This is a genomic window from Enterobacter sp. PGRG2, assembly GCF_030291195.1.
In the GTDB taxonomy this organism is placed as follows: Bacteria; Pseudomonadota; Gammaproteobacteria; order Enterobacterales; family Enterobacteriaceae; genus Enterobacter_D.
In genome coordinates this window covers 4185548-4204491 of the sequence record NZ_CP127837.1, presented here as the reverse complement: position 1 = coordinate 4204491, position 18944 = coordinate 4185548, and the positions used below count along the sequence as shown (strand labels likewise).

At 60.3% G+C, this 18944-nt stretch carries 15 protein-coding genes; 6 read left to right on the top strand and 9 right to left on the bottom strand.

Features of this window, described 5'->3' with window-relative positions:
* Nucleotides 1-68 precede the first annotated feature (68 nt).
* Nucleotides 69-1694, top strand: a complete 1626-nt coding sequence (locus QRD42_RS18740; RefSeq protein ID WP_321987843.1) for an alpha/beta hydrolase-fold protein — start codon at nucleotides 69-71, stop codon at nucleotides 1692-1694.
* On the opposite strand, the gene QRD42_RS18735 is transcribed toward QRD42_RS18740, so the two are convergent.
* Together QRD42_RS18735 and QRD42_RS18730 are read right to left on the bottom strand one after the other, a co-directional pair.
* Nucleotides 1623-1871 carry a DUF1158 family protein gene (locus QRD42_RS18735; RefSeq protein ID WP_072569283.1) on the bottom strand — a complete coding sequence of 83 codons (249 nt, stop codon included), beginning with the start codon at nucleotides 1869-1871 and terminating at the stop codon, nucleotides 1623-1625. The two genes, QRD42_RS18740 and QRD42_RS18735, sit on opposite strands and share 72 nt — an antisense overlap.
* Before the next feature lie 67 nt (nucleotides 1872-1938).
* A complete protein-coding gene (locus tag QRD42_RS18730; protein WP_072569282.1) occupies nucleotides 1939-3057 on the bottom strand; it encodes a YbdK family carboxylate-amine ligase in 1119 nt (372 codons plus the stop codon).
* A gap of 170 nt (nucleotides 3058-3227) precedes the next feature.
* Between QRD42_RS18730 and QRD42_RS18725 the strand changes: the two genes are divergently transcribed.
* Entirely contained in the window at nucleotides 3228-3929 is a 702-nt protein-coding gene (locus tag QRD42_RS18725) for a GNAT family N-acetyltransferase (RefSeq protein WP_321987842.1), read from the top strand.
* Here QRD42_RS18725 and QRD42_RS18720 read toward each other — a convergent pair.
* From QRD42_RS18720 to QRD42_RS18690, 7 genes are all read right to left on the bottom strand, one after another.
* Nucleotides 3917-4618 (bottom strand): ABC transporter ATP-binding protein, encoded by a 702-nt coding sequence (locus tag QRD42_RS18720; RefSeq protein WP_321987841.1) that lies wholly within the window; start codon nucleotides 4616-4618, stop codon nucleotides 3917-3919. The genes QRD42_RS18725 and QRD42_RS18720 overlap by 13 nt on opposite strands.
* The gene (locus tag QRD42_RS18715) at nucleotides 4615-5430 is read right to left on the bottom strand and encodes an ABC transporter ATP-binding protein (protein ID WP_321987840.1); all 816 of its coding nucleotides are present in this window, start codon (nucleotides 5428-5430) and stop codon (nucleotides 4615-4617) included. The genes QRD42_RS18720 and QRD42_RS18715 overlap by 4 nt, the downstream gene beginning before the upstream one ends.
* Nucleotides 5423-6256 carry an ABC transporter permease gene (locus QRD42_RS18710; protein WP_321987839.1) on the bottom strand — a complete coding sequence of 278 codons (834 nt, stop codon included), beginning with the start codon at nucleotides 6254-6256 and terminating at the stop codon, nucleotides 5423-5425. The genes QRD42_RS18715 and QRD42_RS18710 overlap by 8 nt, the downstream gene beginning before the upstream one ends.
* On the bottom strand, nucleotides 6256-7269 hold the full coding sequence (locus QRD42_RS18705; protein ID WP_318377667.1) for an ABC transporter permease: 1014 nt from the start codon (nucleotides 7267-7269) through the stop codon (nucleotides 6256-6258). Before QRD42_RS18705 ends, QRD42_RS18710 begins: the two co-directional genes overlap by 1 nt.
* A 107-nt stretch (nucleotides 7270-7376) precedes the next feature.
* Nucleotides 7377-8945 (bottom strand): ABC transporter substrate-binding protein, encoded by a 1569-nt coding sequence (locus tag QRD42_RS18700; protein WP_072569276.1) that lies wholly within the window; start codon nucleotides 8943-8945, stop codon nucleotides 7377-7379.
* A 116-nt stretch (nucleotides 8946-9061) separates the two neighbouring features.
* Nucleotides 9062-9697, bottom strand: a complete 636-nt coding sequence (entD, locus tag QRD42_RS18695) for an enterobactin synthase subunit EntD (RefSeq protein WP_321987838.1) — start codon at nucleotides 9695-9697, stop codon at nucleotides 9062-9064.
* 57 nt (nucleotides 9698-9754) lie between these two features.
* Nucleotides 9755-11989, bottom strand: coding sequence for a TonB-dependent siderophore receptor (locus QRD42_RS18690; RefSeq protein WP_072569274.1), 2235 nt, complete (start codon nucleotides 11987-11989; stop codon nucleotides 9755-9757).
* Nucleotides 11990-12175: 186 nt separating this feature from the next.
* Here QRD42_RS18690 and fes point away from each other — a divergent pair, with 186 nt between their 5' ends.
* The 4 genes from fes (at nucleotide 12176) to wzz(fepE) (ending at nucleotide 18879) form a co-directional block, all read left to right on the top strand.
* Entirely contained in the window at nucleotides 12176-13390 is a 1215-nt protein-coding gene (fes, locus tag QRD42_RS18685) for an enterochelin esterase (protein ID WP_321987837.1), read from the top strand.
* A gap of 24 nt (nucleotides 13391-13414) precedes the next feature.
* The gene (locus QRD42_RS18680; RefSeq protein WP_321987836.1) at nucleotides 13415-13618 is read left to right on the top strand and encodes an MbtH family protein; all 204 of its coding nucleotides are present in this window, start codon (nucleotides 13415-13417) and stop codon (nucleotides 13616-13618) included.
* A gap of 9 nt (nucleotides 13619-13627) precedes the next feature.
* On the top strand, nucleotides 13628-17512 hold the full coding sequence (gene entF, locus QRD42_RS18675) for an enterobactin non-ribosomal peptide synthetase EntF (RefSeq protein ID WP_321987835.1): 3885 nt from the start codon (nucleotides 13628-13630) through the stop codon (nucleotides 17510-17512).
* 230 nt (nucleotides 17513-17742) lie between these two features.
* The gene (gene wzz(fepE), locus QRD42_RS18670) at nucleotides 17743-18879 is read left to right on the top strand and encodes an LPS O-antigen length regulator Wzz(fepE) (RefSeq protein ID WP_072569270.1); all 1137 of its coding nucleotides are present in this window, start codon (nucleotides 17743-17745) and stop codon (nucleotides 18877-18879) included.
* Nucleotides 18880-18944 lie beyond the last annotated feature (65 nt).

Sequence of the window (18944 nt, the reverse complement as noted above, 5' to 3'; positions counted from 1 at the left end):
ATGATATTGCAAATAATTAGCATTTGCATTAGCGTCCTATATAAATTTCAGCAGGGAAATGTCTGGCAATGAAAATGGCGTTAAGCGGATTACTTATTGGCCTCAGCACCATGCCGGTGATGGCGGCAAGCTGTGAGGCACCCGCGGTGCAGGGAGAGCAACAGGGAAAGTTTGATGCCAGCGGCGAGGTCTGCTTCCAGTTGCCGCCGCTTGAGGAAAATTACGTATCGGCTACGCTGGAAGGCATCACCGATGCCCGCCTGCTCGACGCCAGCAACCGCCGTATCCGCACGCTGCTGGAAGGCGGCCCGGCAGACGGGCAGCAAAGTCTGCTGTTTGCTCTGCCGGTAAACCAGATCTCCTCGCTGGTGTTGCACGGCGAAGAAGGCGCGCGCTGGCGCTTTCGCTGGCATATGAAAGAGACCACGCCGCTGAGGGGCGCGCAGGTGATGGAGCCGGTAAGCCCGACGTTGCAACAGCTGGCTAAACAGCTGGCTGCCGGCGGGACGACGGCGGCATTCTGGCAGGCGCGCCAGCAGGCCGGGACACCGCTTGTGGAACCGGTGGATGCCACGCACAAACGCGTCACCTTTTTATGGCGCGGCGCGCGGGGTAACGTCTTTATACTCGGCTCCCCGGCCGGGGATCACGATCCGCTGTTCCGCCTCGCCCAGTCCGACGTCTGGTTTCGCAGCTACGTCGTACCCGCCGACACGGTGATGCAGTATAAGCTCGCGCCTGACGTGCCGCAGGTTGAAGGAACGCCCCGCGATCAGCGCCGGGCCATCCTCGTCAGCGCCCAGGCCGATCCCCTTAACCCGCACACCATGAGCGGCCCCTTTACCGACCGCTGGAACCGTTCATCGCTGCTTGATCTGTCCCGCGGCCGCTATTTCACCGGCGAGGCCATGGCGAAACCTCTGCGTTACGGCACGCTACAGCGTTATCAGTTCAGAAGTGAACGGCTGGGTAACAGCCGTGAAATCGTGCTCTACCGCCCGCGAAGCCCGCAGCCGGTACGCTGGACGCTGTTCCTGTTCGACGGTAAAACCTGGCAGGGGGACTACCACACCGCCAACGTGCTGGACGATCTCATCGCCCGGCATGCGCTTTTGCCGATTAATATCGTCTTTATTGATAGTCTTGATCATGCCAGGCGGGCAAAAGAACTGCCGCCGAACGCCGATTTCGCTGATTTTATGGCTCATGAACTGGTGCCCTGGCTGCGGCAGAAAGGCATTGTATTGCAGCGCAATAAAACCGTGCTGGCCGGGGCGAGCTACGGCGGGCTGGCCTCATCCTGGGTGGCGCTGCGCTACCCGCGTCTGTTCGGCAACGTGCTGAGCTTATCCGGCTCTTACTGGTGGGCGCCGAAAGGCGAACCGGCCAGCTGGCTGACGCGCCAGTATCAGAACGCGCCGCACTATCCGGTGCGCTTCTGGCTCCAGGCCGGACGCTTTGAAACCGGCGGCCCGGACGGCGGCATCTACAAAAACAGTCTGGAGTTTGAGCAGGTACTGCGGGAGAAGGGCTATCGCGTCAGCTTCCATCCGTGGTCCAGCGGCCATGATTACGCCGCCTGGACCGAAGCACTGGTGCATGGCCTGCGCGATCTGTCAGGCTTAACCCGCCAGCGAGAACCAGCGACGCCAGATAAAGCGCAGCAGCAGGTACTCCAGGGTGCCGAGCAGTAAAAACCACGCGCATAAGAACAGGGTGTAAAACTGGCTGGCATCCATCAGATGAAAGAGGCCAATCAGTTTTTGCACCAGTGCGGTGCCAGGGGAGGGCACCGGCAGCAGCAGACAGGAGAGGAACGCCAGCAGCAGGATCCCGGCGGCGGTCATCAGCGATTCAAGGGGATGTTTCATTATGGTGTTAATCGTCAGTTAAAACGCCATTAGAAGTCATTTGCACGGCAGGTGCAATCGTCAGGCATCAGCCCGACGCCCAGATCTCGGTGTGTTTCTCCACCAGGCCAAACAGCGAACCGCCATCCGCCACAAAATCACGCATCAGCTGCGCCTCGCTTTTGCCGCGTTGCACAAAGCGCGACAGCTCATCCAGCGCGCTACCACCATTGAGTTTATCGGCATAGGGGGCGACTTTTTCCAGCATCCGCAGAATGTCGTCCTTGATGCTGATCTGATCGCCGGTATGCACATCCGTCAGAATGCCGTCGAAGCCAAAACGGCAGGCCTGGAAGCGGTTAAATTTATACAGCAGATAATCACGCTCCTGCATTTTGAAAGGCCGCTCGGCGAGCAGCCAGTGGGCGGTGGCCTGAATAAATCCGGCGACGTTAATCGCATGGGCCAGCGTCAGAGGCGTATCCATCACCCGCACCTCCACGGTGCCAAAATTGGGGCTGGGGCGAATATCCCAGTGCAGATCTTTAATGCTTTCGATCATGCTGGTATAGCTCAGGCGGCGGAACAGCCCCTCGAATTCTGACCAGTTAGTCACCCAGGGCGCATGGCCGTTATCCGGGAAGGCGGAAAAGATATTTAAGCGCGACGAGGCAAAGTGCGTATCCGCCCCCTGCATATAGGGCGATGCCGCCCCCAGCGCGATAAAGTGCGGCACAAAGCGCGATAGCCCGTGCATCAGATAGATCGCGTCATCGCCGCTGCGACAGCCAATATGCACATGCTGACCAAACACCGTCGCCTGCTGCATCAGATAGCCGAACATCTGCAACGTGCGGGAATAGCGCTCATCGTTGCAGATCTCCTGGCGCTGCCATTTCTGGAACGGATGCGTGCCGCCGCCGCAAATTTTTACATGATGCTCCGCCGCCGTTTGCAGAATGATGTGCTGCAATGCGCCCAGCTGGCTGGCGGCCTGATGAATGTCGACGCACACGCCGGTGGCGATCTCCAGCATGCTCTCGGTGATGTCGTGCTTCACTTCCCCCGCGCTGACCTGCGCTTTCATCGCATCGATAAGCGTGGTCGAATCCTGGCTTAAATCGTAACCCGGCGGGTTAACGATCTGTAATTCCAGTTCAATGCCCAGGGTAAAGGGATCGGAGACATGAAAATCGGCTAAAGGCATAGTTACGCTCAAATATATCTGCTTTTTGATAAGTATAGACGGGAATTTTGCCTCTCTCTTTTCCTTCCGTGAGCGAAATCTTCTGAACAAAACTCATGCCGCGAATGATGCTTTCTTCTGTCCTGTGAGCCTGATATAACAAATTCATTACAACCCAATGAGGATGTCACGTGCCTGAAATTAATGAATATGGTCAGACGGTGGGCGATGCGCTGACTGACTGGCAGGGCGCGCCTGCGCTGCCGCGTAAGGTGCTGTCCGGTCACTACTGTCGTCTGGATCCGCTGACGGCAGAGCATGCCGCCGATCTGTTTGATGCTTACGCGCAGGCCGCCGACGAGCGGGACTGGACGTGGATGGCCAGCGATCGCCCGGCGTCGGTTGCGGATACCGCCGCCTGGATCGACGGCAAAGTGCAGGACCAGGGGCTGGTGCCTTATGCGGTCATCGATCTGAAAAGTGGTCGTGCGTTAGGGCTGGTATGCTACATGGCAATCGATCGGGAAAACGGTACCGTTGAGATCGGTCACGTCACCTGGTCGCCGCGCATGCAGCAGACCGTGTTCGGCACCGAAGCCGTATGGTTACTGCTCGGCAATGCCTTTGCATACGGATACCGTCGGGTGGAGTGGAAGTGTGATTCCCTGAACGTCGCTTCCCGCCGCGCCGCCGAACGGCTGGGCTTTACCTTTGAAGGCCGCTTTCGCCAGAAAATCGTACGCAAAGGCCGCAACCGTGACAGCGACTGGCTGTCGATCATCGACGCGGAATGGCCCGCCCGCGATGTGCCGATCCGCGCCTGGCTGGCAGAGGATAATTTTGACGCGCAGGGCAGGCAAAAGCGCAGGCTGGAGGCATTTCAGGAGCGGTGATCCCCGGCCACTAACGCCGCGCGATCATAAAATCGCTGGATCACGCCCCTGGCCATAAAGGCCGCCCGGTCGGACATATGGGCGATAAAATCCGCATCATGGCTGACCAGCAGATAGGTCATCTGGTGCGCCTGCTTGAGGGTATTCAGCAGGTTAAGAATTTCCGCCTGCACCGACATATCCAGCGCCGAGGTCGGCTCGTCGAGCAGCAGCAGACGCGGGCGCAGCAGCAGCGCACGGGCGATAGCCACCCGCTGGCGCTGACCGCCGGACAGCTGGTGCGGATAGCGCTGTGCTGCGTCGGCGGGGAGTCCCACCTCAGAGAGCGCAGTCGCCACCCGCACGGCGCTGTCCTGTTCGCCGTGAATGCGCAGCGGCTCGGATAGCGTGCGGTAAATCGTATGGTTAGGATGCAGCGAAGCGTAAGGGTCCTGAAACACCATCTGCACATTGCGACGCCGGACGCCCTGAAAGCGCAGGCCGGGTTTCACCGGCTCGTCAAACAGCGACACGCGCCCCTGCCACTCCCGCTGCAAACCCGCCAGTACCCGCAGGATAGTGGATTTTCCGCAGCCGGACTCGCCGATCAGGCTGAAGGTTTCCCCCGCCTGCACGCTGAAGCTGGCGGCGGAGACGGCGATTTTGTCAGCAAAGCTGACCTGTAAATTTTCGATCGTAACGAGGCTCATCGTTTTAACTCCGCGCGATTCAACGTCGGTAACATCTGCCCGTAGGTGGCGGCGTTAGGGCGACAGGTCCACAGGGTGCGGGTATAGGGATGCGTGGCGGTGGCAAGCTGGCTGGCAGGCATTTCATCCACCTTTTGCCCCTGATACATCACCAGCACGCGATGGCAGTGCTGCGCCACCAGCGGTAAATCGTGGCTGATCAGCAGCATCGCCATCTGCCGCTGTTCGCACTGTTCCACCAGCAGTTCGAGGATCTGGTTACGCAGGCGCGCATCCAGCGCTGAAGTAGGTTCATCGGCGATCAGCACGCGCGGATTGTTGATCAGCGCAATGGCGATCATCACCCGCTGCCCCATACCGCCGGAAAGCTCGCCCGGATAGCGGTTCAGCACCGTCTCGTTCAGCCCGACCGCCAGCACCGCCTCGCGAATGCGATCCCGGCGCTCCTGTTTATTGATGCGCTGATGCAGCGTCAGCGTTTCCTCAATCTGGGAGAAAATGGTTTTTACCGGATTTAACGCGTAGCGAGGATCCTGCAATATCATCGCCAGATGATTACCGCGCAGCGCCCGCCAGCCGGCAGGCTTTTGCGTCAGCAGATCCTGGCCGCCGACGCTAAGCTCAGTCGCGCGCACTATGCCCGGGCGGCGCACCAGACCCATCAGCGCGCGAGCGGTCATCGATTTGCCGGAGCCGGATTCGCCCACCAGCGCCAGCCGCTCATTGCCGAGCGTAAAGCTGACGTTTTTCACCACCTGCGCGGCGGGATAATCAATGGTCAGGTTCTCCACGCGAACGTTAATGTCAGTCATGTTGCGGCTCCAGTACATCGCGCAGGCCATCGCCCAGCAGATTAAAGGCAAGGCTGGCGACCAGAATGATCGCGCCGGGCGCGGCGGCAAGCCACCACTGATCGAAGATCACCTGCATACCGTCGGCAATCATTGCCCCCCATTCCGCCATTGGCGGACGTGCGCCCAGTCCCAGGAAACCCAGCCCGGCGGCGGCCAGAATAATGCCCGCCAGATCCAGCGCCAGCCGCACAATCGCTGACGGCAGACACAACGGTAAAATATGCCCGACCAGCAGTCGCCAGCCGCGAATGCCCATCATCTCTGACGCGGCTAAATAGTCGCTGTGGCGCAGGCGCTGAATTTCGCTGCGCGCCTGGCGGGCATAGGCGGGCCAGGTGGTGAGCGCCAGCGCCAGCGCGCCGTTCACCAGACCAGGGCCGAGCATGGCGACAAAGGCGAAGGCGAGGATCAGTCGCGGCATCGACATCACCACATCGGTAAAGCGCATCAGCACGCGCTCCAGCCAGCCGCCGTAATAGCCGGATAAAATCCCCACCAGCAGACCGGCGGGCAGGGTGATGACAGTGACCAGCGCCACCAGCCCCAGCGCCGGGCGGGTGCCGTAAATCAGCCGCGACAGCACATCGCGCCCGTAGCTGTCGGTGCCGAGCCAGTAGTCGGCATTCGGCGCCTGCAAACGGGCGGCGGCGGACTGCCAGTTGGGATCGCGCGGGGCCAGCCAGGGGGCGAACAGCGCGATCAGCAGTAAGATCGCCACAATCAGCAGACCGGTCAGGGCGGCGGGGGAGCGGCGCAGACGGCGCAGGAAAAGATAAGTCGGCATCAGCGAACCCTCGGATCGGTCAGACGCACCAGCAGGTCGGTGAGGTTATTAATCAGTACAAAGCTCACGCCAATCACCAGCGTACCGCCCATAATGGCGGTGGTATCCCCGGCAAAGAGCGCGGTGGTGAGATAGCGGCCTATGCCCGGCCAGGAGAACACCGTTTCGGTGAGCACCGCGCCTTCGAGCATCCCGGTGTAGGCGAGGGCGATCACCGTCAGCAGCGTGCCGCGAATATTCGGCAGCACATGGCGCAGCAGAATGGTCATCTCGCCTGCGCCTTTCGCGCGCGCCAGCAAAATGTACTCTTTGTTCATTTCGCTCAGACAGGCGGAGCGGGTAAGGCGGGTGATGCTCGCCAGCGAGTAATACGCCAGCAGCAGCACCGGCAAAACCAGGTGGCTGATGGCGTTGCGCAGGGCTTCGCCATCGCCGGACAGCGCGGTATCAATCAGCGCAAAACCCGTGCGCGGCTCCACGGTATAAAGATAAATATCGTCCAGACGGCCCGGCCCGGCGCTCCAGTGCAGACGGGCGTAAAACAGCGCCAGCATCAGCAGGCCGAGCCAGAAAATCGGCACCGAATTACCCAGCAGCGTAAAGGTACGCACGAACAGATCCCAGGGGCTGCCGACAAAACGGGCGCACAGCACGCCCGCGATAACGCCCAGGGTCGCGCCGACCACCAGCGCCAGGGTCGCCAGTTCCAGGGTGGCCGGAAAGGCCGCCAGCAAATCCTGTAACACCGGCTGGCCGGTGGCGCTGGCCGTGCCCAGATCGCCATGCAGCAGATTTAACAGATAGTGCCAGAACTGCACCGGCAGCGGCTGATCCAGCCCCAGCTGGTGGCGCACCTGGTCGTAAGTGGACTGGCTGGCGTGATCGCCGACGATTTGCAAAACGCGATCGACAGGGGAAAACGCGGAGAGCGCAAAGGTAACGAGCAGCAGCCCGAAGAGCGTGAGCAGCAGAGTCAGCAGACCCTGCAGCACGCGGGTGGAAAGATGTGGCATGGGAAATCTCTTCCTGCCGGGCGGCATCGCCTTACCCGGCCTGTAAACAACTGGATCGCAGCCTTGTAGGCCGGGTAAGCGCAGCGCCACCCGGCAACAGTAGCAACTTACTTGGTGACGTTGTCGTACCAGACCATATCGGCGTTCAGCCCCTGCTGATAGCCCTTCACATTGTCGCGTACCACGATCTGGGTTTTGCCCTGATCGACAAATACGTACGGCGAATTATGCTGCAACTGTTCCTGCATTTTACTGTACAGATCAAGGCGTTTTGCCGCATCCGGCTCCGCCACGGCGGCCAGCGTCTGCTTGCTCAGCTCCGGGATCTGCCAGCCGTTCAGACCGGCGACCGTGCTGGCTTTACCGTCGTTATAGGCAAAGGCGCTGGCGTTGGAATGAGCATCAAAGTAGTCCGGGATCCACAGACGGATCGCCGCCTGATGCTGCTTCGCACGCACGCGGGCATACACCTGGCTGCCCGCGGCCGGCAGCAGATCCACCTTCACGCCGCCCTGGGCGAAGCTTGCCTGCATCGACTGGGCGATAGTGATAAACGGCGGTTTGTTCTCAACATCCAGCGTGAAGTGCGCATCTTTAATGCCCGCTTTCGCGAGGATCTCTTTCGCTTTCGCCGGATCGAATTTGAACGGGTTGGTTTCCAGCGCACCCGGCAGACCCACCGGCAGGAAGCTCTGGTGGATAAAATACTGGCCTTTCAGCAGATCTTTGGTGATGCCTTCATAATCCACCAGCCAGCGTGACGCTTCCCAGAACGCCGGATTATTGAGCAGCGGATTGGCGCTGTTACCGGCGTTAAACACCAGATAGTTCTGCTCGGCAGACGGGATGCTCAGCACCTGCACGCCTTTTTTGCCCTGTAACGCGCCGATCTGATCGGCCCCCAGATCGCGGGCCACGTCGGCATCGCCCTGCTCGATCAACAGACGGCGGGACGCCGGATCGGGCACGTTTTTAATGATGATGTTTTTCAGCTTAGGCGCGCCGCCCACGGCGTTATCGTTGGCGTCCAGCACAATCGCCTGATGCGGCTGATAGACGCGCATTTTGAACGCGCCGCTGCCCGCCGAGTGCATTTTCAGCCAGGCATTGCCGAAGTCATCGCCTTTCACATTCGCGCTTACCAGCTTCTCATCGACAATGGAGGCAATCGGCGTGGAGAGAATATTCAGCGCCACCGCCGGGCTGACGTCCGCCGTCCACTGCAACTGCACGGTATGGTCGTCGATTTTTTTCAGCTGGCTGTTGATATTGTCCGGCTGCCAGCCGAGCACGTTCAGAATAAAAGCCGGGGATTTGTTCAGCGTCACCGCGCGCTGATAGGAGAAGATCACATCTTCCGGGCGCAGCGGATTGCCCGAGGCAAATTTCGCGTCCGGCTTCAGTTTGATGGTCAGGGTTTTAGCCGCCGGATCCGCCTGCCAGCTTTCGGCGAGGATCGGGGTCACTTTTTCAGGATTGTCACGATCCGGCTGTACCAGGCGCTGATACAGGCTTGGCACGGTCTGGATGCTGGAAAGCTCGTTCGCTTCCGCGGGATCAAGACTGACAATATCATCCAGCCCCTGCGCCACCACCAGCGTATTCGGCGGCGTGGCAGCATGGCTGGCGGCCGACAGCGCGGTCAGCACCAGTAACGACAGCAATTTTTTGGTCATGAGCAATCCCTGTAAAGTAACGTAATGAGTTTGTTATGTTCCGCTACGTTAGGGGGGATGAGATTTTCCTGAAAGTCATAATTTGACTTAGCTTATGCGGAAAAAGCATAAGCTGTTCAGTTGTGCGATAAGAGGGTGATGACGTCGTCCTGCGCCACGCACCAGTCCGCAGTAACGGTTTCACCGGCCAGCGCCGGGCAGAAGCGGGCGGAAAGGGTAAGCGAGAGTTGCGCGTCGGTTAGCGCCGTCACCCGCGCACTGGCAAAGCCGGGGTAAGGCAGGGCGCGGGCGGAAAAAGCTTTATACAGGCTCTCTTTGGCGGAAAACGCCAGCGTGATCGCCAGGGGTAAAGGCTGGCCGGAGGCGGTCAGCACCGCGCGCTCATCCGCATCGACAATACTGTCCGCCAGTTCTGCGCAAAGTTTCGCATCGAGGCAGCGTTCAATATCCACTCCCACCGGCCGGGTCGCGATCACCGCCAGCGCGGTAGTGCCGCTATGGCTGATGCTGCCGAACACCCCCGCAGGCCATACGGGCGCGCCATTGTCGCCAATGGCGGGGATCGCTCCCAGCGCGTGAAAGGCCGCCAGTCTGCCCGCCAGATGTTCCCGCTGACGTTTTTGTGAAGTGTGATGCAGCTGTGTATGGTGCGGTAGCCAGAACAGATCGGCGTCGCGCCAGGTGGCGGGATCGAAATCAATGCGGTGCAGTGTAAGGCCAGCGAGGGGAAGTGTGGTGTGATGATAATCCATTATTTATCCCCTGTTCGTAGGCCCGGCAAGCAAGCGCCGCCGGGCATTATGACTATATCAGAAGTGCGTATTCACGCCCATAAACCAGGTGCGGCCAGACTCGTTAAAGGTTTCCGCGCCCGCGCCGTACATATAACCCGTAGTACCACCGGTGGTCTGGGCATTGCCCGCGCGCCAGTGACGTTTATCGAACAGGTTATTCACCCCGCCGGTCAGGCTGACATTTTTGGTCACGTCCCAGGTCCCGCTCAGGCCGACAATACTGTACGGGCTGACTTCGTTGGTTTCGGAGCCGGTCGTGCGCTCGCCCTTATAGTTGAATTTCTTCGGCTGCTGCTTGCCGTACCAGGTAAAGGTGGATTGCAGCGACACATCTTCACGCACCTGCCAGCTCAGGGTTGAGTTGAGCGTGTACTGCGGAATAATCGACAGGCGCTCGCCGGTCTCTTTATTCTTACTTTGCAGCATATACGTGAGGTTGTTGCTCCAGGTCACGGCGTCAGACACCGGCACGTTCAGCGTCCCTTCCAGACCTTCCACCACCGCTTTAGGCACGTTATCCCACTGGTAAATATCGGTCTTCAGCGATCCCTGTTGGGTCTGGCCGACCGGGACATAACCCGCCTCGATTTTGTTGCGGTAATCGTTGCGGAACCAGGTCACGCCCGCCAGCCAGCCGTCGCGTTTGAATTCGAGGCCGATCTCTTTGTTGATGCTGTTCTCGGCCTTCATGTCGTCGTTACCCTGCATATAGCAGCCGGTGCCGACCGGACTGGCGTAGCAGCCCTGACCACGGCTATACAGAATATAGTTCGGGTTGGTCTGATACAGGCTCGGCGCTTTATAGGCGCGGGCGATACCCATTTTCAGGGTGAAGTCTTCGCCCAGGCCCTGAGAGAGGTTCAGCGACGGGCTCCAGTTATTGCCGACCACCGTGTGATGATCAAAACGCAGCGCAGGCGTCAGCATGGTGCTGTCGGTCAGCTCCATATTGTCTTCGGCGAACAGCGAGAAAATCTCTGCGCTGGAGTAGGGGCTGCGGCCGGTGCTGTCGTAGCCGGGGATCGCGCCGCCGGACAGCGCCTGGGTGTTGGACGCCAGATCCTTCATGCGCTGCTGGTTCCATTCGGTGCCAATTGTCAGGTTCTGGTTGAACAGATACTCAAAGGGGATGTTCACTTCACTGTGCAGCGTCACGTCAGCCAGATCGATATCGCTGAACTTCTCGCTGTTGAACAGGCCTTCCGTGCCGCCCGCCAGCCCTTCGCCCAGACGGGAGTTGCGCGTGTGCTCGTACTGGGCCCAGTTGCTGGTGGTGACGCCGTTTTCCCAGCCGCCGTTCCAGGTGATGGCATAGTTCTGGCGGTACAAACGGTTAGTCTCTTTGCCGTAGTATTTTTTCACCAGACCATTGGTTTTATTGTCGTTGTTGGTGTTCTGCGTGTCCCCCGCGTAGAGGTTATTCTGGCGGCTGTAGCCCGCCTCAAACTCCAGCGAGTTCATCGGCGCAAAGTCCCAGCGCAGCACGCCGTTGATATTTTTGTTTTCCACCCCTTCGCGTCCGGCGGCGAGAGTGTCGCTGTAAATGCCGGTGCGTTCAGACTGATGGCCTTTGTTGATGTCCCAGGCATCGGCCTGCGTTTTATCCAGATTTCCCACCAGGCGGAAGCTGAAATCGCCCCCCAGCGGTCCGGTGAGGCTGAAGTCGGTGCGTTTGGTCGCGCCTTCGTCTTTATGCTCCGGCGCGTTCAGGTAGGTGTTCCAGGAACCGTGCCAGTCGCTGCTTACCGGTTTGGTGATGATGTTCACCACGCCGCCCGCCGCGCCGTTACCGTAACGCGCCGCCGCCGGACCGCGGATCACTTCGATGCGTTCGATCATCTCTGGCGGCACCCAGCCGGTATCGCCGCGGGTATCACGCTCGCCGCGCCACCCCAGACGCACCGAGTTACGGCTGGTCACCGGTTTGCCGTCGATCAGGATCAGGGTATTTTCCGGGCCCATGCCGCGAATATCGATCTGGCGGTTATTACCGCGCTGGCCACTGGTGGCATTACCGGTAAGGTTGACGCCCGGCATGGTGCGGATGATTTCTGATACGTCGCGCGCGGGCGGGTTTTTGCGGATCTCATCGGCGGTGATGGTGGACACGCCCGGCGCCTGTAAGTTTTGCTGCGCGGCGGTCACCACAATGGTGTCGTCGTCGCTGGTTTCTGCCGCATACACCGGCAGTGCTACCCCTGAGATACCCAAATGAACCAGTACGGCCAGGGTATTAAATTTATTATTCATGTTATTACCTGAGTTTGTCGCCAGCCTCTGCATCCTGCAAACGCGCACGGCTAACCGAATAGAGTGAAAGACGCGCATCCCGCCGCGCGCCAATACGCTATTGCAAATGAAAATAGTTATCAATAATATTATCGACAATTGTTGTCTTGTAACAATATTTCGCAGGTAACCTGGAGTTGCAGAACGGTGACAACGCAAGTAACGGGCAGTGACGCCTGGTGGAGTACAAAGCACGGGCCGGAATGGCGTCGCGAAAGCGAAGAGGCGTATCAGGTCACCTTCTGGTGGCGCGATCCGGCAGGCATTGAAGCCACCTCGCCGGTGCGCCACGTCTGGATCTATATCACCGGCGTTACCGACCATCATCAGCAGTCCGCGCCGCAATCCCTGCGCCGCCTCGCCGGAACCGATGTCTGGTGCTGGCAAACGACGCTGCCCGCCTGCTGGCGGGGGAGCTACTGTTTTATCCCCAGTGAAAACGACAGCGATTTTTCCGCCGCGGTGTTTGCAGGCCAGACGCCGGATCGCGCCGCGCTGCGCGAAGGCTGGCGCACGTTGCTGCCAAAGGCGATCGCCGATCCGCTGAATAAGGATTCCTGGCGCGGCGGACGCGGCCATGGGGTTTCCGCGCTGGAAATGCCGCAGGCCCCGCTACAGCCGGGCTGGGATCGCCCCGACACGCCATTTACGCCGCCGGAATGTATTCACTGGCACAGCGCGATGCTGAACAACCGCCGCCGGGTGTGGATCTACACCACAGGGGCGGTCACCAGCGACACGCCGCTGGCTATTCTGCTCGACGGGCAGTTCTGGGCGGAAAGTATGCCCGTCTGGCCCGCGCTGGCGGCGCTCACTGACGACGGCCAGCTTCCGCCCGCCGTCTATGTGCTGATCGACGTGATTGATAACGCTCACCGCAGCCGCGAACTGCCCTGCAACGCCGATTTCTGGCAGGCCGTGCAGCAGGAATTACTGCCGCTGATCCACGCCCGCACGACGTTCAGCGCAGACCCTGCGCGCACCCTCGTCGCCGGTCAGAGTTTTGGTGGTCTGGCGGCGCTGTACGCCGGACTGCACTGGCCGCAGCGTTTTGGCTGCGTGCTGAGTCAGTCAGGATCTTACTGGTGGCCGCACCGCGGCGCGCAGCAGGACGGCGAACTTATTGAACAGCTGCGTCGTGGCGATGTGAACGCCCGCGGACTGCGCATCGTGCTGGAAGCCGGTAAGCGCGAGCCGCTGATCTGGCGCGCCAATCAGACGTTATTAAGCCTGTTGCAGGACACCCCGCAGACCTTGCTGTGGCGTGAGGTTGACGGCGGACACGATGCCCTTTGCTGGCGCGGCGGCCTGACGTCCGGGCTGATCGCCCTCTGGCAATCCCTGTCCCCCGCCACGCCATAAGCCGTTACCCCACAGGAGCCTGGTATGGAATTCAGTAATCCCTTCGATAACGCACAGGGACACTTTTATATTCTGCAAAATGCGCAGCAGCAGTACAGCCTGTGGCCGCAGCAGTGCGCGCTGCCGGAGGGCTGGCAGGTTATCTGCGAGCCGCAGCCGCAGGACGCCTGCAACGCCTGGCTGACCACCCACTGGCAGACTCTAACCCCTGCGCATTACGCGCGCTGAGGAACCCGCATGTCCGCTCGACTTCCTTTAGTTGCCGCTCAGCCCGGGATCTGGATGGCTGAAAAACTCTCCACGCTGCCCAACGCCTGGAGCGTGGCGCATTATGTAGACATTACCAGCGCCGCGCTGGATGCCCCGCTGCTTTGCGAGGCGATTGCCACCGGCATGACGCAGGCCGATACCCTGCGTATGCGCTTTGTGGAAGATAACGGCGAGGTGTTCCAGTATGTCGATGAGGCGCTGACCCTTGCCGTACCGTCCATTATTGATGTGCGTGATGCCGCCTGTCCCCACAGCGCCGCGCTGGCGCAGATGCAGGCAGACCTGGATCAAAACCTGCGCGTCGACAGCGGACAACCGCTGGTGCATCACGCGCTGTTCCGCATCGGTGAGGATCGCTGGTACTGGTATCAGCGTTATCACCATTTGCTGGTGGATGGCTTCAGTTTTCCGGCGATTACCCGGCAGATCGCCGTCGTTTACCGCGCCTGGCGCAGCGGAGCGCCGACGCCGCCGTCGCCTTTTACCCCCTTTGCGGAGGTGGTGGACGAGTACCAGCGCTACCGCGACAGCGAGGCGTATGCCCGTGACGGCGCATTCTGGGGCGAGGTGAAGCGCACGCTGCCGCCGCCGGTTTCCCTGTCCGGCACGCCGCTGCCGGGTCGCGCCGCAACCACGGATATTCTGCGCCTGAAACAGACCCTGGAGCGCCAGGCCTTCTCGCGGCTTGCCGCCAGCGCGCCGGGCTGCCAGCGGGCCGATCTCGCGCTGGCGTTAGTGGCGCTGTGGCTAGGAAGGCTGTGCGGACGCCTGGACTACGCCGCCGGATTTATCTTTATGCGCCGCATGGGATCGGCGGCGCTGACCGCCACCGGCCCGGTGCTGAACGTGCTGCCGCTGGCGGTGAATATTGATGCGCAGGCCACGCTGCCGGAGCTTGCGCAAAAACTCGCCGCCAGCCTGAAAAAAATGCGCCGCCATCAGCGGTACGACGCCGAGCAGATCGTACGCGACGCCGGACGCGCGGCGGGGGATGAGCCGCTGTTCGGCCCGGTGTTGAACGTCAAAATGTTTGATTATCAGCTGGAACTGGACGGCGTGGCGGGCAGCACTCATACGCTGGCGACCGGGCCGGTGAACGATCTGGAAATCGCCCTGATCCCGGACGAGGAGGGCGGTCTGAGTATTGAGGTGCTGGCGAACCGTCAACGCTACGACGAAAGCACGCTTAACGCGCATGCCGCGCGGCTGGACGCGCTGTTGCGCCAGTTTGCCGGCACGCCGGATCTGCGCTGCGGCGATGCGCAGCTCATATCGCCCGACGAGCTTGAGCAGATCGCGCGCATTAACGATACCGGCAGAACGCTGCCGGAAACTACGCTCAGCCAGCTGGTGGCGGCGCAGGCGCTGAAAACTCCGCATGCCCCCGCGCTGGCGGATGCCCGCTGGCAGTTCAGTTACCGCGAGATGCGCCAGCAGGTGATTGCGCTGGCGCAGCTATTGCGCGAGCAGGGCGTGCAGCCCGGCGACAGCGTGGCGGTGGCGCTGCCGCGCTCGGTATTCCTGTCGCTGGCGCTGCATGCCATCGTTGAAGCGGGGGCCGCCTGGCTGCCGCTGGATACCGGCTATCCTGACGATCGTCTGCGCATGATGCTGGAAGATGCCCGTCCGCGGCTGCTGATCACCGCCCCGGAGCAGCAGGGGCGCTTTGCGGATCTGCCGCATCTCAACACCCTGTGTTACACCGCGCCGCTGCCGGTGAGCGACGCGCCGGGGCTTGATCTCTCGCGTCCGGAACACACGGCGTACATTATTTTCACCTCCGGCTCCACCGGTCGCCCGAAAGGGGTGATGGTCGGGCAGACGGCGATTGTTAACCGTCTGCTGTGGATGCAGGCGGCTTATCCGCTGAGCGCCGACGACGTGGTGGCGCAAAAAACGCCGTGCAGTTTTGACGTCTCGGTATGGGAATTTTTCTGGCCGTTTATCACCGGGGCGAAACTGGTGATGGCGGAGCCGGAGGCGCACCGCGATCCGCAGGCGCTGCAACACTTCTTCGCGCAGTGGGGCGTGACCACCACTCACTTTGTGCCGTCGATGCTGGCGGCCTTTGTCGCCGCGCTGACGCCGGAAACTGCCCGCGCAAGCTGCCGCACGCTGAAACAGGTGTTCTGTAGCGGCGAAGCCTTACCGGCGGATCTGTGTCGGGAATGGGAGCAACTGACCGGCGCGCCGCTGCATAACCTGTACGGTCCGACGGAAGCTGCGGTGGATGTCAGCTGGTATCCGGCCCACGGCGAAGCGCTGGCGGCCGTCAGCGGCAACAGCGTGCCTATTGGTTTTCCGGTGTGGAATACCGGCCTGCGCATTCTCGACGCCATGATGCAGCCGGTGCCGCCCGGCGTGGCGGGGGATCTCTATCTCACCGGCATTCAGCTGGCGCAGGGCTATCTGGGCCGCGCCGATCTCACCGCCAGCCGCTTTATTGCCGATCCCTTTGCGCCGGGCGAGCGCATGTACCGCACAGGGGATGTGGCGCGCTGGCTGGATAACGGCGCGGTGGAATACCTCGGACGCAGCGACGATCAGCTGAAAATTCGCGGCCAGCGTATTGAGCTTGGCGAAATCGATCGCGTGATGCAGAGCCTGCCGGACGTGGCGCAGGCGGTGGCGCACGCCTGCGTGCTCAATCAGGCTGCAATCGGCGGCGGGGACGCGCGGCAACTGGTGGGCTACCTGGTTTCCGAATCGGGCCTGCCGCTGGATCGCGAGGCGCTGCGTGAGCAGCTCAGCGCGCGCCTGCCGCCGCATATGGTGCCGGTGGTGCTGGTGCAGGTGGCGGATCTGCCGCTCAGCGCCAACGGCAAACTGGATCGCAAAGCATTGCCGGTGCCGGAACTGACCGCGAAAGCACACGGGCGCGCGCCGCAGACGGCCAGTGAGATCCGCGTGGCGCAGGCGTTCAGCGAGCTGCTGGGCTGCGAGGTGAAGGATGCAGAGGCGGATTTCTTCGCGCTCGGCGGGCATTCGCTGCTGGCGATGCGGCTGGCGGCACTGCTCAGCCGCGAGAGTGGGCGTCAGGTGACGCCGGGGCAAATTATGGTCGCCTCAACGGTCGCTGCGCTGGCAGCGCTGCTCGACGCCGAAAACGACGAGCAGGCGCAACGTCTGGGGTATGAGACGATTTTGCCGCTGCGTGAAAGCGACGGGCCAACGCTGTTCTGCTTCCATCCGGCGTCCGGCTTTGCCTGGCAGTTCAGCGTGCTGTCGCGCTATCTGCCTCCGCACTGGTCGATCACCGGTATTCAGTCACCGCGCCCGGACGGCCCAATGGCGACTGCTGCCACGCTGGATGAGGTGTGCGAGCATCATCTGGCCACGCTGCTGGAGCGTCAGCCGCACGGCCCGTACTACCTGTTCGGCTATTCCCTCGGCGGTACGCTGGCGCAGGGCATCGCCGCCCGCTTACGCCAGCGTGGCGAGGCGGTGGCGTTTCTGGGACTGCTGGACACCTGGCCGCCGGAGACGCAAAACTGGGCGGAAAAAGAAGCCAACGGACTGGATCCGGAAGTGTTGGCGGAAATTGACCGCGAGCGGGAGGCGTTTCTGGCCGCGCAGCAGGGGAGCGGGTCGGCGGCGCTGTTCAACGCCATTGAAGGCAACTACGGTGACGCGGTGCGCCTGCTTACCAGCGCGCGCAGCCTGCCGTTTGACGGCAAAGCGACGCTGTTTGTGGCCGAACATACGCGGCCATCAGGAATGGATCCCGCCCGCGCCTGGTCGCCCTGGATACGTGAGCTGGAGTGTTATTCGCAGCCCTGCGCGCACGTCGATATTATCTCTCCCCGCGCCTTCGAATCTATCGGGCCGATAATGCAGAAATTGTTGCAGTGATGTAATAAGTTTATCGCCCGTGATGAGCAATCATTGCGGGCAATTATTCTGCTTATATATCAGCCAGCCTGAAGCATCTGCGTCATACTTCAGTCACAAAACTACAAAAATTTGTAGCTAGACAGCACATTTCACCTCTCAGGGATTCAGATTATTCTCACTTTGTAATACCATTGAGCCGAACACAGGATGAGCTTATTCGGCCTATATACTTTAAAGAAGTTAATAAAATGTCCTCAACGAATATTAAGCAAGACAGGGATGTGGAGTTCAGTAATTATCCGCTTGAAACCCATCGTAATAATGAAATCGATCTGCTGGCGCTGCTCGACGTTTTATGGTGCGCAAAGAAACAAATCATCGGGATCGCGCTTGCCTTTGCTGTTATTGGAGCATTGGTGGCAACCTTCATGATGCCTCAGAGATGGACCAGCCAGGCCATTATTACTCCCGCAGAAGAGCTGCAATGGAATGAGTTGCAACAGACGCTGATGCAGCTACGCGTACTGGATATTGAGGTGCCGATTTCTCAACCTGATGTTTTCAATCGCTTTATCAAAGCCTTTAACTCCCGTGCGCTGATGCAGGAATATTTCATGTCGTCGCCGGAGGTAATGGGACAACTGAAAGACGCTGATATTGATCCTCAGCAATTGCAGCGGGCGGTGGTTGCCCTTTCGGACAATATGAAAGCCGCCGACAATGCAAAAGGAAAAAGCGATCCTGAACTGCCGTATGTGTCATGGAATTTAAGCTTTACCGCGCCAACGGCGAAAGATGCGCAGGCGGTGTTACAGGGATACATTAATTATGTAGCGGCGCTGGTGACAAAAGAAACGCTCGACAGCATCCGTAATACGGTGGCGCTGAAAACGCATTTCGAAAAAGAAAAATTAATGCTTGATCGCGTCAGATTAACCAACCAGCGTGATATTAAGATCCAGCGTCTTAACTATTCGCTGGAAGTGGCGAACGCGGCGGGAATTAAACGTCCGGTATACAGCAATGGTCAGGTGGTGAATGACGATCCGGATTTCTCTATTGCGCTGGGCGCGGATGGGATCCAGGAGAAATTAAAAATCGAGAAATCGCTGCGCGATATTTCCGATCTGAACGCTGAACTGCGTAACCGCGAGTTTCATCTGGCCGAACTGGAAAAAGTCAGCGTGAAAAACGTCGATTTCGAACCCTTCAAATACCAGCTGGCGCCGTCCTATCCGGTGAAAAAAGACGGTCCGGGCAAGGCGCTGATCGTGGTGCTGGCGGCAATCATCGGCGGCATGGTGGCCTGTGGCTTTGTGTTACTGCGTAACGCGATGGTCACCCGCACGCTGACGCCGGAACTGACGCTGGAACCTTCTCACTAAGTTTTTGCCCGGTGGCGCTGCGCTTACCGGGCCTACGGAATGAGGCTACTGTAGGCCCGTGCAAG

Bases quoted from the DNA above. Each gene is read 5' to 3' on its own strand.
- QRD42_RS18740 (WP_321987843.1), top strand. From the start codon at position 69: ATGAAAATGGCGTTAAGCGGATTACTTATTGGCCTCAGCACCATGCCG.
- QRD42_RS18735 (WP_072569283.1), bottom strand. From the start codon at position 1,871: ATGAAACATCCCCTTGAATCGCTGATGACCGCCGCCGGGATCCTGCTG.
- QRD42_RS18730 (WP_072569282.1), bottom strand. From the start codon at position 3,057: ATGCCTTTAGCCGATTTTCATGTCTCCGATCCCTTTACCCTGGGCATT.
- QRD42_RS18720 (WP_321987841.1), bottom strand. From the start codon at position 4,618: ATGAGCCTCGTTACGATCGAAAATTTACAGGTCAGCTTTGCTGACAAA.
- QRD42_RS18715 (WP_321987840.1), bottom strand. From the start codon at position 5,430: ATGACTGACATTAACGTTCGCGTGGAGAACCTGACCATTGATTATCCC.
- QRD42_RS18710 (WP_321987839.1), bottom strand. From the start codon at position 6,256: ATGCCGACTTATCTTTTCCTGCGCCGTCTGCGCCGCTCCCCCGCCGCC.
- QRD42_RS18705 (WP_318377667.1), bottom strand. From the start codon at position 7,269: ATGCCACATCTTTCCACCCGCGTGCTGCAGGGTCTGCTGACTCTGCTG.
- QRD42_RS18700 (WP_072569276.1), bottom strand. From the start codon at position 8,945: ATGACCAAAAAATTGCTGTCGTTACTGGTGCTGACCGCGCTGTCGGCC.
- entD (WP_321987838.1), bottom strand. From the start codon at position 9,697: ATGGATTATCATCACACCACACTTCCCCTCGCTGGCCTTACACTGCAC.
- QRD42_RS18690 (WP_072569274.1), bottom strand. From the start codon at position 11,989: ATGAATAATAAATTTAATACCCTGGCCGTACTGGTTCATTTGGGTATC.
- QRD42_RS18680 (WP_321987836.1), top strand. From the start codon at position 13,415: ATGGAATTCAGTAATCCCTTCGATAACGCACAGGGACACTTTTATATT.
- entF (WP_321987835.1), top strand. From the start codon at position 13,628: ATGTCCGCTCGACTTCCTTTAGTTGCCGCTCAGCCCGGGATCTGGATG.